This window comes from Yersinia thracica (assembly GCF_902170565.1).
In the GTDB taxonomy this organism is placed as follows: domain Bacteria; phylum Pseudomonadota; class Gammaproteobacteria; order Enterobacterales; family Enterobacteriaceae; genus Yersinia; species Yersinia thracica.
This window is the reverse complement of the sequence record NZ_CABHXX010000077.1, coordinates 1-16,034: the sequence shown is the minus strand read 5'-3', so window position 1 is coordinate 16,034 and position 16,034 is coordinate 1. Positions and strand designations below refer to the sequence as shown.

Genomic DNA, 16,034 nt, shown 5'->3' with positions numbered 1-16,034 from the left:
TGATGTGTGGAGGGGGGAAACCCTCTCCACAGTTTTAGTAAAATGGATGCTTATAAAATGCTAGAGAAAATAGCTGAAACGTTGCCCCATAGTATGATTGTTGATAGTCAAACCCATTACCCGACCTTAGAATCAGCTGTTAATTATATTGATTCAATGGAATTTGTAGAACTTAAAAATAAGTTATCAAGACAAGATCCGCTTATAAGTAGAGTATGGACTCTGGATGAGTTGAATCTAACGGAACAGTATTATAAAAACTTTCTTTACTTGAATAAAAAATATGGTGAAAAGATTAAAGTCATTGTTCCCACTTTATCTATAGATGAATTCTGGCATCATCATATTTTAGATACCAGAAGTTACTTTAAAGATTGCCAAGGAATATTTGGTTATTATTTTCATCATTATCCTTATTTTGGCATGCGAAGTGACGACGATTATAAAAACTTAAATGAAGCTTTTGAGATAACCCAGGTGATTTATGAGGAAGAATTTGGTGAAAGAATTAAGGCTGTTTGGTAAAGATGATTACTATCATAATCTAAAGGAAAAATTAATACCCTTTACAACAAGCCGCCTTGCTCCTTTTATTGCCTTTACACTCATATTGATTTCGATATCAAGATTTAATTACCCTGAGCTAGCTAACTTCAGTTATCTTACAGCACTTTATAGCCTGCCAGTAATCCTGCTATCGATGCCGCTAGCTATGATTGGAAATCTTGTATCCAATAAAAAAAATGATATTGTACATGGGGTTTCTGCCTTTAAGTCAGGATTGCCATTATGTATATTTTTAACTTTAGCTGGATTCATTGTCTCACTAGTAATTCATTTATTTTTTTTGCATTCGACAAATCATAACTTTGTGTTAGCTAGCGGCATTTATATTTTTTGTGTTCCATTTTTAATATTAAACACATATCTTTTTTTCTTTATAGAAAGCTCTATTAACAGCAAAGTCATGGCTAATATTAAAATTTACACCGCGTTACTTTGCACTATAGGTATTGTTGTAACAGCCTTAAATGTTCAACTTCTTTTAACATGGCATGTTTTTTTTGTGTTTTTTATTTTTGAAATAGTCTTGTTTTTGTGCTATTTAAATGTGATTAGAAAACATCTAAAAGATTGTTATCTTGATTTAAATAAAAAATCAATCTATAAGTACACAAAAAATATATTAGCAATGGGTTTGCCTGTGTCATTAGGCATGGCCGGACAGAAATTAGTATATTTTCTGATGGCATTACGTCTGTTAAAAGTAGATGAGTTATATGTTTCAGATTTATCAGTTTTAATGAGTGTGTTGGGGTTTATAGCTCTACCTCTAGGTGCTTTTACTCAAATACACAGTTTGTATGTTAGCAATGGAGATTATTCAAATCAGCTTCATGCCTTTAAAAAAGGAATTGTGGCTTTTTTATTTCTTATTATTTTTGTTTCAATTATTTTTTTGTTACTAAACACTAAAATAATTGAAATTTTTGGTAGCACCCATATAAATGATCAACATGGTTATATAAAATCATTGACGATTTTTTTTCTTTCCACTTCGTTGATGTCATTATGCATGGCTCACCTTAGAGCATTAAAAGATACTTTTATTCCACAAGCTATGGCCAATATAATTTTGCTTTTATTTTACATTCCCGCAATTTGGTTTCAAAGTGATTCGGCTAGCACGGTGCCAATATTTCTTAATTATCAATCAGCTTTCTTGTTTTTTATCTCGTTTTTATTGGTTTTACGTATTCACAGGAAGCGCATGGCGACTTGTGAAAATGAGGTTTTACCATGAAAATTATTAACTTAAAAGGTCAGGAGTTAAATTCTGATATATTAATGCTGCATACAGATAACATGAAAAGGCCTTGTATTTTTCAAGATGTAGCTATTAATCAGGATCTTGAGTCATGCACTAAAGAGGAAATACTTCAGCTCAAAGATAAAAGTTTTGTTTCCAGCCTGCATTCTGGCTCTTACTGGGATAAGAAACCTCTTCAAGCTGAAGTCCAGGGAAGAAAAATCAGGTTAAACTTAGAAAGAATGTTTTTAGGCGACGAGGGGCATTATTATGTTACCTATTTCAAAGTGAGCGATTCTCATCCAATTGTATGGAGTACGGCACGGACTTGTGGCAATAACAGTTTTGATGATTATCTTGCTAGTAAAACCAAATTCAAAGATTATATGAAAGGTGCTTACCTTCATAATCACTGGGTTTCAAATGGAGGCACTCTTAGTTCATTACATGCAGACCCTGTTGATACTGTTTTTTTACAAGTAAAAGGTGCTAAAACATTAAGACTTATTCCAGAGTCGTTAAGACTATGTTTATATGCTGATCTAAAACAGCCTCACAAGTTAATCCACACTGTGGAACAATTTCGGCATATGAAACTCGGATTTAAAGAAATTTTAATAAAACCCGGCAATGCCGTTTTTATGCCAGCTTGGTGTTTTCATGAAATTGAAAGTGAAAAAGGTGAGTTGAATATTTCTTTAACGAGCCATTTTCAAAGAAAAAGGAAAGGTTTTGCTTTTTCCATATTTAAGCACATAAATGATGTTCGCCGGAAAATCTATCCTAAGTTAGTTAATAAAAAAAGAATAGCTTTTCAACTCGAAAATCTATCCGGAGATTCAATCCCATTCTTCCCATGGCACACATCGTATGTTAATAATTTAGTTTTCCAGAATGATACCTCATACCAATATGAAAATTTAATTCTAAATCGTAAGAAAAGAGTCATTAACCCTATACAGAATGAAAGTCTCAAGGCGTTTTTAAAAGAAATTGATGGTTTTAAAAATATTAAAGATATTGCAAAAAATATAAATTTTGATGTTGATATGGTTATACATTTTTGCTATCAATTAATTCAGGATGAATTTATCCAAATACTATTTGAAGCGGATGATAAATATAATTATTTTTATCAAAGCATTGAGGCCAGAAGATAACAGGAGAGGCATCCAAAACAGACAGTCCACGTTAATGGCTGGCGTTCGCCAGCCGCCCCTCCCGGCACTGTCCTAATTCTTCTCTCTTGGCTTTCCCCGCAGAGTGCCAAAACGCAAAAACCGCCAGCTAAAGCGTCTAATAAATGGGGTTCACTTCATTTTAGGCGGTTTTTGCATTTATATGCATACGAAAAAATACACCGGCTGCCGATTTATTTCTAATACTGAAAATTGTGTCAGTCACATCGAGTAAAAATTAATTCACTGTGACATGTCACAAGCCTCTTGATTTTACTTCTGTGCCATGTCACGATTTTAAAAGAGTAAGCCGCAACGGCCACATAGAAAATCAGTGATAATTGCTCATATTGTTTAGCCAACTGACCGCTACAACACCGCAAGTTCAAAGCGCAACAATCCGCATTATTCTATTCACCCCTTAATCACTACCTAAGCCGCGGCAATACTGGGTTTTTAACCTCTTCCTAACTGCATAAAAAGTGAATATTTAGTCATTGCAAAGCGCGGGCGGGGGAGCGCGCGGAACGGGGTGTGGTCGGTGGTGCCGTGTCTCCGCATATATGGCATAAATCACCCTGTATACGCATGTGCTCAACCCTGCCTTTTCGGCATAAAATGCACATCATCGGAGGTGAAATAAAAAAGCGCCTCTCTGTGTGGCGTGGAGGCGCTTTTGTGTGGGGTGATTTTGAGGGTAAATTGAGTGAGACTTTTATTTTATTCAAACTGACGCATATCTATTCATTTCTATGGTTTATTTAATATTGTGGTGGTACACTATCAGCACCCGCGTTATAGGGTGTCCAACATCAGTTTCTTATACCCCTGCGTCTGCCAGCACTCCGTGTCACCTTGTAAACAGCAACCGGCTTTATCGCCCGGTAATGTGTCACCACATCGCTTGCAACTGCTTTTTTTCAACTCATCAAGCTGTTTGTGTAGCAATTTATTGTCCTGGCGAAGCAAGCCGATCAAATACTCGGCCCGTTCATAAGGCCCGCGAGCAATGCGGCGCTGTTCGCAGCCCTCCAGTAGCATTGTCATTTCTGCGGTATCCAGACGTAAAGTCAGTTCAGTGATACCTAATTCTTTATCCCGCTGGCGCTGGGCGCGCTTACGTTCACTTGCTGCTGTCACAATCGGCCACCTCTTAAAATTTAATACGCATGAATCGGTTTGCATTCCAGCAACCCAAGCCAATAATTTCTATTTTTGAGGTGAAATGTTTATGGCTTTTCTCCTCTTTTTTAAACGTTTTTAAGGCTGCAATCCCGTGGAGCAATTCGATTCTTGCAAAAATATCTACAGTTCTATCTTCATGAAACTTAAAGTTTTCATCTTTAAAGTTTTTAAAGACTGACCTTGTAGCAAGATAGCCATAAGCGAAACGATCGGCCCTAACGGCCACTAACTCAACCCGGCGGCGTTCCATTTCTTCATCAAATAAAAACTGAATATCTGTCTTGATCATTTCATTCTCCTAATAGAAATAGGGCTATTTCTTATATCCCTGGCCTTTTTCAGCCAGTCCACGAATTGCTGGGCGGGCCAATATGATTCTCTGGCAATCGTGAATAGCTCGGCAGAACTCATCACGCTCATATGGATGCTCAACCGGAAGCTGTAAATATTGATTCCATGCGTCGCCAAGCATTTGAGCAACGCGCTGTTCATCGGTTAACAATGTGCAAAGGGTGTCGGTGTAATTAATTTTCTTTCGCAAACTCATAGCTATTCGCCTGTGGTCTGATGGGTTTTAAGGAGGGCGTTTAAGATAGCGAGCTGTTCATTCGCCGATAAACCGTTGTAATTATTGGCCCAGCGCAAAGCCTTGCGTTTGATTCGCTGGCGGTCGATATAATCCCTACCAGCAAAAGCAGCACTGCAAGCGGCCTCAGCCGGATAGTTCATCCATAATTGCTCTGTGCGCGGGCCGCCGCGCGTCATGACTTGAAACTGAATTGAGCGCCAATCACCTAGTAAGTCGTTGTATAAATCCGATGGATAGCCAGAAATCATGACGAAAGCAGGGACATTACGCAGAGCGGCAATCAAACGCCGGTGATCACCAATGGTATATTCATGTTTATAACGGGCCCGACTGGTGCGGGTTTCCAATAAATAAGGTGGATCAGCATAAATTAGGACGCGCCCGGCGCGGCTAAAGTCGAAGTGGTCAAGGTAGTCAACGGCATCTTTATTGAACACTCTGACATGTGGTAGATCATGAGAAAAAACAAAATCTTTTACGGCGCGCGCATCAATATCTATCCCAATATTATTGGCAGCCGGCGGTTTTTTTAGCATCACAGCGCCACCGCCTAAATGTGTTTCGATATAAGTGTCATGGGGCGGCATCTGGCTAATAATTGCCTGATATGCTCCGCTTGCTGCCTTACTGCCTAAATATCCCATTCCGATCTCCATAGTTAAAAATATCTATACTGCAGCGGATTTTTACATCTGACACAGACGTGTTTATCTGTGCTTGCCGGTAAAACTACATTCTGGCCAGTACAGACAAAGCTGACTGTGCTCTTGGTATCCGGTACCGCACAGACACTCATGACTGTGCTCGATAACCCTCTCGTAATTTCGCCACTCGGCTCATGACGCTAGATACTCGCTGGGCGGTGGTTGGTTGGCACTGGTACAAACAACAATCCTCTCTTGCCCGCCAGTTCTGGCCACCGATGGTCAACGTTGCGCCACAAGCCAGTGATTGCGCTTGCTGCTTGCTAATGGAAAGCCCGATTGACTCGGCAAAATCGCGGATTTTTGTTGTCACTGGTGCCAGCTGTGCGGTTTTTTCTTGCCGCTGGACGGCCTTTTCGGCTGATACCTGGCGCGATAATTCCTCGGCTGGCGTCAATGGATTGGTTTTAATCGTTGCTACCGGTGCGTTTTTTATCCTGCGCAGTAAGGCCCGACGTTCTGCGTCGGTGATCGCGGTGAAATCGATTATTTTTTCTTCTAATGTTCTGTCTATGGCCTCCTCCGGTTCGACTATTTTTTGCTCTACCGGAGAGTTATTGACAGAACTCCAAGGGACGGCGGGGCCGTCCTGAAAAACATCAAACCCCACGGCAACGGCGGGTTTCACCTTTTGGCGGGCGACAATCTTCCAAGTTTTTAGGCGAGTACAGATGCGCGACGCCTCGCCCAAAAGCGGGGAATAGATGCCGAAAATCTTCTCGGTGATTTCGCCGTAGGCGTTGGGCTGTTCATTGTCCTGATAGGCAATGCGCACTGTGTATTCCCCGCGAGGAATTAAGACGCCACCCTGCTGCATGATGTAAGTAGCAAAGCACCCAGCATCAGCGGCGGCGGTAACGGCATCCATTGCTGGATCAAGTAATAGCTTTTTCCCTCGCATGGCGGCGACTTTCGCTGCAATGTCTGCGGGGTCGGTTTTTTTATCTATCAGGCGCTGTATGGCTAACTTAAATTCATGTGACTTAATCAGATCATTGAGTAGCTGGTTATTCAGCTTGCGCAGCTCCCGCCAGACAGTCACCGGCGGCGTGCCTATGGGCTGATATTGGCGGATACGGTGACGAGATGCCCAGGCCATAGCAAAACGAGCCGTTTCTTTCAGCGGCTTGTCGGTTTCATGGTCTAGTTCACCGTCCAGTGCGTAACCATCAATATTTTTACTGATGTATTTAGCGATATAGGCGGTGGCGCTGCCTTTCTTCGGATCCAGCCGTTTAGCGGTAAAACGGGCGCTGGTGCGTTTACCTAATTCGGCGCGATCAGTTTTGACAGCGTAGGCACGCATAATTTCGGTGATCGCGTGGCACTCTTGCGGTTTCATAAATAACAATAAGTGCCAGTGCGGTGTGCTGTCATGATGCGGCTCAGCCACACGAAAACCGTAGACGCGCAGATTTTCCCTACCCAATTTTGAAGTAATGTTTCTCCATAACTTGGTGAGATAGGCTTGCGCTTGTGACGGCGTGGTGTAGTTCCATTTCGGGTTAGCGTGGCCGCTTTGGTTGTTGGCGTGGTATTTAGACGGGCAAGTGATGGTATAGAACATACCCACATCATCACGCGACTGAGCAACCAGTTCGATCCCTTTCATGCGTGCCATTAGCTCATGGCGGCGAATAGTCGGATTGCTGATACTGGCATCCACCATTGCCTCTAAAGAAACAGTGTTGCCCTCATCATCAACTAATTCATGTCGTTTAAAAAATTCACGGTTCCGGCGTTTTTGCTCTATCCAGTCGGCCAACGCCTCCTTACTGATGTAAGGTGCGGCACGCTTATGGATCAAGCCAGCGGCGCGCAACTGACTTTCTCGCCAGTCATTACGCAGTCGCCACAATTTACCTTCCCACCAATCCGCATTAATCAGCCGGGCAATAGCAGAATAATAGATTGTGCGATCAACAGGCTTATCTGGCTGGTCGGGCTTCGGCCCCAATTCACGCCAGTGCGACGGCCTGACGCGTAAAGACCACACTTCAAGCGCAATATTGCGATAAATGGTTAATAACTCGGCATCAGTTAAATTGCGAGTTTCTTCGGTGGGCGTGGATACCTCGGTGCAGAACATTTCATTAATGCGGCCAGCAACATCATTCGCCAGCGACTTAACCCGGCGTTTGTTTAGCTCGGCAAGGTGGTTGTAAATTCCCTGAAAATAAGCCATTAACTCAGATTTTCGGCCCTTGCTCACTCCCTGATATTCGCGCACGGCATCCAGACGTAACAATGCATTCTTGCCGGTGCCGGTTAAGAATGCATTGGTATGTTTATCGCCATGGTTTTCACGTAACCACTTAATTTTATTTTGAAAATGCGATTTAATAAAAATAGGCTGCTGATCAATGCGGGCCTCTACACCCTGCGGTGAATCCGCCCATTGCTGCTTGTCCCGCAAATAGATTTGGCGCTCAAGCTCGGCGCGTTCCCTGCGCATTTTAAGTAAGGTTTGATTAGGCTCGCGTAATTCGGTATATCCCAATGCATTCAGGCGTTTCACATAGCGAATAACCAGCGGGTGAGATTTTGGTTTTGCTACCACTGCGACCGGTGCTAAAGATTGGTAGCCACCAATGGCAGGGCGCGGGGCATTCCATGAGTGCTCCCATTCAATAGAAACATCACCGCTGCCCGGATAAGGCAGCGGTGGTACTGGGGTGATGCGGCTTCGTGAATGCTCGGTCATTCAGTGACACCAGCCAGATCGGTACCTATCCACAGGGGCGTGGCTAAATATGCCCTAATGAAAGCCTCTGCCGTCGAAGCATTGATGGCGTTTCCGTAGGCGCGCAGTCGTCCCACGCGATTGGTAATCCCATCAACCAACGGGAATGTGCCGGATTCAGCTGGCCGCCACTTTCCATCCCTGCACAGGAGCCAGTCAGCATCTCGCCAGAAGCCGTTAACCGCGCCGCCTGATGCAACGGAAGATGGTCTCGGCTCCCAATTGAATTGATCACTACTGTCGTGAGGCTTTCCTGAGTTCCTTTCTTGCCCGTGTTCCGGTTCTGATACCCCAGCCGGGCTTCTGTCGCTAACGGTGTCGGCCATCCCGCTAAAAGAACCTGCCCGTTCAATGTCATGCCGCCCTGCCTCAACGGCGGTGTCTTGCTGCCTTTCCCGTTTCCCGCTGTTGGCGTTGTCCAGCCCGACAAGGTAGCTGCTAGCGTTAAAGGCATTCCACCCTGCGCATAGGGCTTCGTTCGTTGGGCTGTATCGCAAGTCGGTGTCGGCCAGCCCGCTATGGCTGACGCATTCGCCAGCGTGTCCGTGAAATTCCCTTTCCGCATTTGTCTGCCCAACCCCGACACCCCCTTGTAATCTCTGGTCGTCGGTGTCGGCCACCCAGAAGAGGCGCTGCCTGATGTTCGGCGCACCGAAGCCCGCAGCGCAAAGATCGACCGCTGTTGGGGAGTAATTCGCACTTTCCAAGTCAGCTTGTACAAGGTCGAGCCATGTAAGGCCGTCTTTGCTTGCAACCTGCTCACCAAAAATTGTTGGTGGCCGGCGCTGTTGGATGAGGTGAAAGAATGCGGGCCACAGGTGCCGCTCATCATCAAACCCGCCGCCTTTGCCTGCCGCGCTGAAAGGCTGGCAAGGGCAAGAGCCTGTCCAAACTGGCTCGTCGTCAGGCCATCCGGCACGACGCAAGGCGTATGACCAGACGCCGATTCCTGCAAAGAAATGGCACTGAGTGAATTCTCGTAAGTCATCGGGTTTGACATCTTCAATACTCCGTTCGTCAACATAGCCGGGGGCAATATGACCGGCCTTAATAAGGTTTCTCAGCCACTGGGCTGCATAGGGATCAATCTCGTTGTAATAGGCGTTTGTGGTCATATTGCCGCCCCCAAGGTCGCAATGATTTCACCTACAGCTTTACGACCATCGGCTTTACAACTGGCAGAGCGGGGGGCGGTGATGCTGTGAATATCGAAACTTTCGTAAAGATACCGGCCGTGTGGAGTATCGCTGTTCGATGCAATAACATGGCAACCCTGACCTGCGGTGATCGTGAGTATTTCCGACAACCAAAATTGCTCGCTAAGGCTAAAGCTGCCGGTGTGGTAACTGGTAAAATCTGCGGTCGTGGATGTAGGGATATAAGGCGGATCGCAATAAACCACGTCGCCCGGTTCGGTCATTGTTAACGCTTCGGAAAAGTCACAGCATATAAATGTGGCCTTTTTTGCTTTTTCAGCGAAATGGCGGATCTCAGCTTCGGGGAAATAAGGCGCTTTATATCTTCCGTAGGGAACGTTGAATTCGCCTTTTTGGTTATAACGGCAAATACCACCGTGGCAATGGCGGTTTAAATATAAAAACATGGCGGCGTTGAATTCGTCGCTAAATTCACGCTCATTAAAAGATTGGCGATTAAAATAATAATCAGCCTCGTTGTTATCTAATCTGAAAAGCGCTTCCGCAAGAACAATGACGGTTTTATAATCCTTTTGTAATTGCTGATAGAAATTAATTAAATCGCCGTTAATATCAGCGATTAGATACTCGTCATAATCAGTATTCAGCATGACGGAGCATGACCCGGCGAACGGCTCTACCAGCCGTTTACCTGCGGGTAGATGCTGGCGCAAGATTGGCATAATACGGCCTTTGGAACCGGCCCATTTCAGCGGGGAGAAAATTCGTTTCATGATTTCACTCCTGCCATGGCACGGATAACACCCAGCGTTGTTTTGCAATCGGCAAGTGCGCGGTGCGGCGTTCCATCAATAACAACGCCTTGCTGTTTGGCTGCATTACTCAGACTTTGCCATTTAAATTTATTCCGCTTCTGATCCCACTGGCCGTAATACTCGGCATAATTGTACATAGCGCATTCAGTATTAAGTTCAAAAGAACCAAAGCCACAGTTATTTATTTTGGCTGTTTGCATAATTAACCGGATATCAAAAACTATATTGTAAATAACCAATGTTTTGGTATGGGTGAGAGCCATAAATTGCCAATGAATATCACGCCATGTTGGGGCGGCGGCGACCATTTTATTAGTAATACCATGAATCGCAGTTGCCTCGGCTGGGATGGGATTGCGTGGCCTAATCAGCGTATTGAGCAATACTTTACCGGTGCAGTCGATAATACATATTTCTATTATCTCGGCATCTTTACCAAGGCCCGTTGTTTCCGTATCCAGAATAAAACAGTTATTCTTTAACCACTGGTTAGCGCGATATTTTGCAATTAACTTGCAGTATAATTTTCCGGATTTTTTAATAGCTTTCCAGAAAGCGTTCGCCAAGTGATAGGGTAAGTTAAAAATATTCAAAATGGGATACCTCCATCAGAACCATCAAGGTAACAATCTATAGAATCAATTCCCTCAAATGAGAGCATGACGTAGTTGGGTATAGCGAAATCACATGGAGTGACGTCCGTAACTTCAACTACAATGCTTCGCCCTGAATATCCGGCGTTTAATTCCCATTCATTTAAAATTAAACAATCGCCGACAGAAAAATTACGGTCATTCAGTCGCAATTCAGCTTTTTTACATCCGATGAATACGGCGTCGAAATACTCCGGGATTATTTTTAATGCATGAAATACTGGCACCCCCCGCGTGTCCAACGCTTCCCTGTATGCTGATTCGGTTTTACTAATGGCTGAAATAACATTAATCACAGTCTGGTGTGCGTAATTAGTGGTGCAGCCTTTGCCGTGCGCTGTTGCTTCAATCGCTGCGACGATTGAATCTAGGTAGGTCGATACCTTTGTTGCAGTGCCGGAAGCTATTTCCACCTGTTTTTTCAAGGCATCTATGGCGGTTGATTGTTTATTTAGTGTGCATTCCAAATAGGCAAGGTCTGCAAGTGCCTTATTTTTCCCTCCCGGAGTAAGGCCATGCCCCGGACGTCTGTTAATGAAATTTTGCAGGTATATGATTGCGGGGATATTGGTAGTTTCTTTCTGCTTTTCCATATCACATCACCTTATTTTAGATAATAGGAGTCCCGGCGCTAGAAATACGCCATATTTAGCAATTTGCTAAAATGCTATTTATTTATAACAAGTCTTTCGGGATTGAATTTAAATCAACCCATAAATCCAAAGCCGCTTTACGCACTGCTTTTCTTTCGTGAAATTCCAACTCTCTAAACTTTTCGTCATGTCTGTCTTTCTTTATTCCAGCCGCGTAATAAATAATGCCCTTTGTCCCTCCCTTTCTTAATGACTCCAAGCGTCGTTCAAACTCTTCATCTGGATCTTTTTTAAACAATTCCTTTATGCGGTCTAAATGCCGTAAACCTACTTTCTGATTCCATTCCTGCATTGAAAGTGGTGATTCATCCGAATTAATTTGCTCCATCATTCACCTCTCGGTGTGACTTATCAGAAAAAATAAATTAAAGCCGGTTAGTGATTGATGTAAAGGTTTGGGAATATCTCCGCCGTTACACTGAGTGACCAGTAACTCTAATTCCTGAGCGCTATCTTGATCCCCGGATGCGTGCGCGGCACTTAACAGCCCCTCCAAACCAACACTCAAACGAAAGGCGTAATCATTTAGCGAAAACATTCGCACCTCATCGGCAACAGCGGAAGCGATGCGCATGTTTTCGGCCTTGAAGTGGTATTGCTGCAACAGGTCGTTAATCAGTGTGGAATATGCTTGTTTCATTGCCGCCCCTTAAATGCCTATTTATAAAAAATCTATCAGTCTGCTTTTCCGTCAAACTTTGTGCCGCAAAATGGACAATGCTTAATCACTATATAAACATCTGAATTGGTGATTCTTTGTTCATTGGTGCCGTCTTTTTTCTTGCGGTAATAACGGAAAATATAATTAAGAGAAACAGGGCAATAATCGCCACGGCTAAAGGAAAGCATTTCACGATCAAAGTGTGATTCGTCAACCTTACCGATTGAATCAGCATTTTTTTCCCGCAATGCAGAATCTGCTTTGGCGGCGACATCGTTAAAACAAGTACAAGCCATTTAATTCACCTTAAATAAACGTGAGTGGAGCCTTGTCAAAATGACTGACGTGCTTTGCGCTCTACTTCGGCTTTGCGTTCTAGAAACGCCTGGTGTTTTGCTTTTTGCTTGATACTGGCGCGGCGGCGGTGATCGCGGATCACAGCGCGGGCAGACAAGACGGCAACCCAGACCAGAAATACCATTGCAGCCAATACACCGCTGGTCAATTCAATTAGTTGGCCTGACATGTCGGCACCTCTTCATTAAACGGAGGAGGAAGAACGCCAGATTCACGAAATTGCTGTGTAGCGGCATTCAGTTGATGGAAAGTGGCTAATTCGTTTTCGCGCAACTGCCATGCTATGGCGGTAATCATGCTCAAACCTGACAGTGTATTACTGGTGATGGCTTTTTTTTCACGGGCATTGAGGCTTGTTCTTAATGAATAAATGCCATCTTTCCCTACTTGGCGATTGATTAACTCGGCCATATCAGCGCTGTGCGTTTGCAGTATGGCGTTAGCTATCTGTAGGCAAGGTGATTTCATGCTGCGGCTCCTGTCTCACGCTCGTCGTGTAACTGATCGATAAATCCGGTGGCGAGTGCTTGCGCGTCAAACAAGCCGAAAGACTGCTCACCCAAGAAAACCTCATACCGATTAAGTAAGTTAATGGCCGTTCTGCGACGAAAATTAATCACAAACCCGCGATAAATTGACGTGTTACGGCTGATGGCGGTTAAGGTATGCATTGTATTTTCCCCTAACTATTGGCAATGGCATCTTTCAACATAGCGACCAAGTTAACTTCAACTTTGTCTCCGGCTTTAATTTTCGGACGAATAATAATCCGGCCATCGCGCACCATTCCCCGGCAGGTAGCGAAAGGGATACCAGTCATTACGGCATATTCTTTCAGAGAGACATAGCCCGTGGGTACGGTGATATTAATGGTGACATTACCCATAATTTCCCCTTATCAATCAGCCTGAATAGCAGCGATCCCGCGCAAGTAAACCAGGCGGGCCATACTGGAAATTGAACGACTTTCTTTTGCTGCAAGTGCTTCTAATTCAGAGCGTTCACCATCAGATAAACGCATGGGGGTAGGATTTTTTGAGGCGATTCCTTTCGGTAATCGCGAGCGTTGATCATGTTCGACTTGTTTCATAATGATATATTGTGATCCACTAAGTTCCTGTACAACACAATTTAAGGAAGTATTGTTCCTATGTCAAACAAAAAAGAGGAATTATTATTCCTAATTGGCGCGCGACTGCGTGAAGAAAGGGAAAAAACGGGTGAAAGCCAAGAGGCTATGGCGACAAATTTTGGTGTTTCAACCAGAACATGGGGTAAATACGAGAGAGGGGAAACTGTACCTGATGCAGCCACACTCGCATTGTTGAATGCTCAGTATGGTTTAGACGTCATGTATATACTGACTGGGAAACGAACCCCTCCAGATACTATCTCTACAGAAGAGCTGAAATTAGTAGAGAATTACCGAGCAATGGATGACTCGGCAAGGCTAAATATACAGGCGGTTGGCGATGCGTTCGCGCAATCGAAGCCGAATAAATTAGCTAACAATAAATAGTGAATAAGCATTATTTTTACGAATATGGAGATTTTTTATAATGAATCTAATCAATAAGTTAATTTTTGCATCCACTGTGATTTTTTCCAGTATCGTCTATGCCGATGGTCCGACAAAATTCCCATCTGTTCCAGATATGGTTCAACAGTTTAATGATTTTTCTACTGACAATGGCACTTTTAAAGTAATTTCAAAAAAACCTCTTCATATCCAATTATCTCCAGAAGTATTTCCGAATGATCTAAAAATAGTGATTTCTGAACAAACAGAAAGAGCAGCGATCTATGGCATATATCGTAGCTTCATTCACACGGGTGTAGATAAAATCACCGTAACTGCCATGCCTAAAATTTATAGTAAAAATGATTATTTGATTGCAGATAAAGTGACTATTACAAAAACTCGGGCACAAGCATTAAAAGATATTCAGAAATTTATACCCGTTACTGATTTTTCTGAACTCACTATATCTGATGAGTATGGACATGATGAGACGTCTAAAGAATACAAGCAGATTTATTATAATGATCAGGGCGGAGCTGGCCTTAATGAATTTTTTAAATATATATCTAAAAAATAAATAGGGGCATTAATTTTGGCTGTTCGTAAATTAACCACTGGCAAATGGATTTGTGAGTGTTATCCCAATGGACGGCGTGGTGAACGGCTTCGCAAGCAGTTTGCCACTAAGGGTGAGGCTCTCTCATTTGAGCGCCGCATGATGCAGAAAGATCAGGTTGTTGAGGCTTCGGTTGGTAATACATTGAAACTCAGCAATTTGGTTAGTCGTTGGTACGAGATGCACGGGCAAACTCTAACATCGGGCGAAACCCGAAAGGTAAAGTTAGAGGCTATCTGTGAACGGTTGGGTGACCCACTTGTCACGGATTTTGATAAGAATGCTTTTGCTGTTTATCGGGAACAGCGGCTTAACGGTAAATGGCAAGCTAAGGGCAGGGCGGCTCCGAAACAAGCAACGGTTAACCGTGAATATTCTTATCTTCGGGCGGTATTTTCCGAGTTAAAACGGCTAGGGGAGTGGGAGGGTGATAATCCTCTGGATGGCTTACGCCAATTTAAAGAGGGTGATCAGGAGCTGGCATTTCTCTATCCTGACGATATAAAGCGGCTATTGGCTGCTTGTGACGAGTCGGAAAATAAAGACCTGGGTAATGTGGTTCGCTTATGCCTGGCTACCGGTGCAAGATGGAGTGAGGCACAAGGGCTTTCTCAGTCTCAACTTATGCCGAATCGTGTCACATTTACTCAGACTAAAAGTAAGCGTAATCGTACAGTTCCCATATCCAAACGTTTATATGACCGCTTGCCTAAACGGCGCGGGCCAATGTTTTCATCCTGTTATGATGCTTTCAAAAATGCACTAAAAAGGGCGGGGATAGAACTGCCTAAAGGACAGCGTACTCACGTACTGCGGCACACATTTGCCAGCCACTTTATGATGGGGGGAGGTAACATTCTGGTACTGCAACAAATCCTCGGCCATAGCACCATAGTGATGACTATGCGTTACTCACATTTTGCCCCGGATCATCTGGATGCAGCACTAACATTAAATCCCTATGATAAGCTCGAAAATGATTAGTTTTTAGTGGCGGCGCAAACTAACCCTGCGCAAATATAGCCAAACATGCTCACAATTAACCAATTGATATAACTTAACTTTATGTTTTCATTGGTTATGTTTTATTTTTTAAAATCCCTCGGCTTATGGCTGTGCGGGTTCAAGTCCCGCCCCGGGCACCATGGAAAATAGTATAAGTAAAACAAAGTAGTATGAGTATGTCGTTAACCGCCGTGAGGCGGTTTTTTTGTGCCTGAGATTTGGCAAGTGGCAGCAAAATGGCAGCAGAGTGACAGCACAAGTTTTTTGTGTCATGAAAAATCCCGTCGAAAGCGGGATGAGGGCAGGGTATCAATTATGGTCTAAAAATGAGCCACAGTTATGCTTTAAAAGTGCGCCACTTTAAGACCGGTTTTTGAACCTAAATG

At 43.7% G+C, this 16,034-nt stretch carries 23 protein-coding genes; 6 read left to right on the top strand and 17 right to left on the bottom strand.

The window, feature by feature from the left end:
* Positions 1-57: 57 nt before the first annotated feature.
* Genes FTA91_RS10590 through FTA91_RS10580 form a run of 3 tightly spaced genes read left to right on the top strand, consistent with a single transcriptional unit; the run spans position 58 to position 2,970 of the window.
* Positions 58-525 carry a glycine-rich domain-containing protein gene (locus FTA91_RS10590; RefSeq protein WP_145534517.1) on the top strand — a complete coding sequence of 156 codons (468 nt, stop codon included), beginning with the start codon at positions 58-60 and terminating at the stop codon, positions 523-525.
* Positions 500-1,804 carry a hypothetical protein gene (locus FTA91_RS10585; RefSeq protein WP_145583297.1) on the top strand — a complete coding sequence of 435 codons (1,305 nt, stop codon included), beginning with the start codon at positions 500-502 and terminating at the stop codon, positions 1,802-1,804. The genes FTA91_RS10590 and FTA91_RS10585 overlap by 26 nt, the downstream gene beginning before the upstream one ends.
* Complete coding sequence (locus tag FTA91_RS10580; protein ID WP_145534511.1) at positions 1,801-2,970, top strand: cupin-like domain-containing protein; 1,170 nt, start codon at positions 1,801-1,803, stop codon at positions 2,968-2,970. Before FTA91_RS10585 ends, FTA91_RS10580 begins: the two co-directional genes overlap by 4 nt.
* Positions 2,971-3,783: 813 nt before the next feature.
* Here the strand turns inward: FTA91_RS10580 and FTA91_RS10575 are convergent.
* From FTA91_RS10575 to FTA91_RS10495, 17 genes are all read right to left on the bottom strand, one after another.
* Entirely contained in the window at positions 3,784-4,128 is a 345-nt protein-coding gene (locus tag FTA91_RS10575) for a hypothetical protein (RefSeq protein ID WP_080382447.1), read from the bottom strand.
* A 13-nt stretch (positions 4,129-4,141) separates the two neighbouring features.
* The gene (locus FTA91_RS10570) at positions 4,142-4,462 is read right to left on the bottom strand and encodes a hypothetical protein (RefSeq protein ID WP_145534508.1); all 321 of its coding nucleotides are present in this window, start codon (positions 4,460-4,462) and stop codon (positions 4,142-4,144) included.
* A 24-nt stretch (positions 4,463-4,486) separates the two neighbouring features.
* Positions 4,487-4,720 (bottom strand): hypothetical protein, encoded by a 234-nt coding sequence (locus FTA91_RS10565; RefSeq protein ID WP_145499102.1) that lies wholly within the window; start codon positions 4,718-4,720, stop codon positions 4,487-4,489.
* Between the two features lie 2 nt (positions 4,721-4,722).
* On the bottom strand, positions 4,723-5,406 hold the full coding sequence (locus FTA91_RS10560; protein ID WP_145583295.1) for a DNA adenine methylase: 684 nt from the start codon (positions 5,404-5,406) through the stop codon (positions 4,723-4,725).
* Between the two features lie 148 nt (positions 5,407-5,554).
* Positions 5,555-8,170 (bottom strand): replication endonuclease, encoded by a 2,616-nt coding sequence (locus FTA91_RS10555; protein WP_145583293.1) that lies wholly within the window; start codon positions 8,168-8,170, stop codon positions 5,555-5,557.
* On the bottom strand, positions 8,167-9,324 hold the full coding sequence (locus tag FTA91_RS10550; protein ID WP_145534500.1) for a DNA cytosine methyltransferase: 1,158 nt from the start codon (positions 9,322-9,324) through the stop codon (positions 8,167-8,169). Before FTA91_RS10550 ends, FTA91_RS10555 begins: the two co-directional genes overlap by 4 nt.
* Positions 9,321-10,139: a DNA adenine methylase gene (locus FTA91_RS10545; protein ID WP_145534497.1), complete on the bottom strand. Its 819-nt coding sequence runs from the start codon at positions 10,137-10,139 to the stop codon at positions 9,321-9,323. Before FTA91_RS10545 ends, FTA91_RS10550 begins: the two co-directional genes overlap by 4 nt.
* Positions 10,136-10,723, bottom strand: a complete 588-nt coding sequence (locus tag FTA91_RS10540; RefSeq protein ID WP_413081184.1) for a 3'-5' exonuclease family protein — start codon at positions 10,721-10,723, stop codon at positions 10,136-10,138. Before FTA91_RS10540 ends, FTA91_RS10545 begins: the two co-directional genes overlap by 4 nt.
* A 47-nt stretch (positions 10,724-10,770) precedes the next feature.
* Positions 10,771-11,427, bottom strand: a complete 657-nt coding sequence (locus FTA91_RS10535; RefSeq protein ID WP_145534494.1) for a DUF3850 domain-containing protein — start codon at positions 11,425-11,427, stop codon at positions 10,771-10,773.
* 82 nt (positions 11,428-11,509) lie between these two features.
* Positions 11,510-11,818 (bottom strand): DUF5347 domain-containing protein, encoded by a 309-nt coding sequence (locus FTA91_RS10530; protein WP_235896845.1) that lies wholly within the window; start codon positions 11,816-11,818, stop codon positions 11,510-11,512.
* Positions 11,819-12,127, bottom strand: coding sequence for a hypothetical protein (locus tag FTA91_RS10525; protein WP_145534491.1), 309 nt, complete (start codon positions 12,125-12,127; stop codon positions 11,819-11,821).
* 35 nt (positions 12,128-12,162) lie between these two features.
* Positions 12,163-12,444: a hypothetical protein gene (locus tag FTA91_RS10520; protein ID WP_145534489.1), complete on the bottom strand. Its 282-nt coding sequence runs from the start codon at positions 12,442-12,444 to the stop codon at positions 12,163-12,165.
* Between the two features lie 35 nt (positions 12,445-12,479).
* Positions 12,480-12,674 carry a hypothetical protein gene (locus FTA91_RS10515; protein WP_145583291.1) on the bottom strand — a complete coding sequence of 65 codons (195 nt, stop codon included), beginning with the start codon at positions 12,672-12,674 and terminating at the stop codon, positions 12,480-12,482.
* Positions 12,659-12,973, bottom strand: coding sequence for a hypothetical protein (locus tag FTA91_RS10510; protein ID WP_145534485.1), 315 nt, complete (start codon positions 12,971-12,973; stop codon positions 12,659-12,661). Before FTA91_RS10510 ends, FTA91_RS10515 begins: the two co-directional genes overlap by 16 nt.
* Positions 12,970-13,176, bottom strand: a complete 207-nt coding sequence (locus FTA91_RS10505) for a hypothetical protein (protein WP_050115621.1) — start codon at positions 13,174-13,176, stop codon at positions 12,970-12,972. Before FTA91_RS10505 ends, FTA91_RS10510 begins: the two co-directional genes overlap by 4 nt.
* 11 nt (positions 13,177-13,187) lie before the next feature.
* A complete protein-coding gene (locus FTA91_RS10500; protein ID WP_004706419.1) occupies positions 13,188-13,391 on the bottom strand; it encodes a hypothetical protein in 204 nt (67 codons plus the stop codon).
* 12 nt (positions 13,392-13,403) lie between these two features.
* Positions 13,404-13,595: a hypothetical protein gene (locus tag FTA91_RS10495; protein WP_049648451.1), complete on the bottom strand. Its 192-nt coding sequence runs from the start codon at positions 13,593-13,595 to the stop codon at positions 13,404-13,406.
* A gap of 60 nt (positions 13,596-13,655) precedes the next feature.
* On the opposite strand from FTA91_RS10495, the gene FTA91_RS10490 reads away from it, so the two are divergent.
* The 3 genes from FTA91_RS10490 to FTA91_RS10480 are packed head-to-tail and all read left to right on the top strand — an operon-like array spanning position 13,656 to position 15,627.
* Positions 13,656-14,024: a helix-turn-helix domain-containing protein gene (locus FTA91_RS10490; protein WP_050115625.1), complete on the top strand. Its 369-nt coding sequence runs from the start codon at positions 13,656-13,658 to the stop codon at positions 14,022-14,024.
* Between the two features lie 40 nt (positions 14,025-14,064).
* Positions 14,065-14,604 (top strand): hypothetical protein, encoded by a 540-nt coding sequence (locus FTA91_RS10485; protein ID WP_050115627.1) that lies wholly within the window; start codon positions 14,065-14,067, stop codon positions 14,602-14,604.
* Between the two features lie 15 nt (positions 14,605-14,619).
* Entirely contained in the window at positions 14,620-15,627 is a 1,008-nt protein-coding gene (locus FTA91_RS10480) for a phage integrase (protein WP_050115629.1), read from the top strand.
* Positions 15,628-16,034 lie beyond the last annotated feature (407 nt).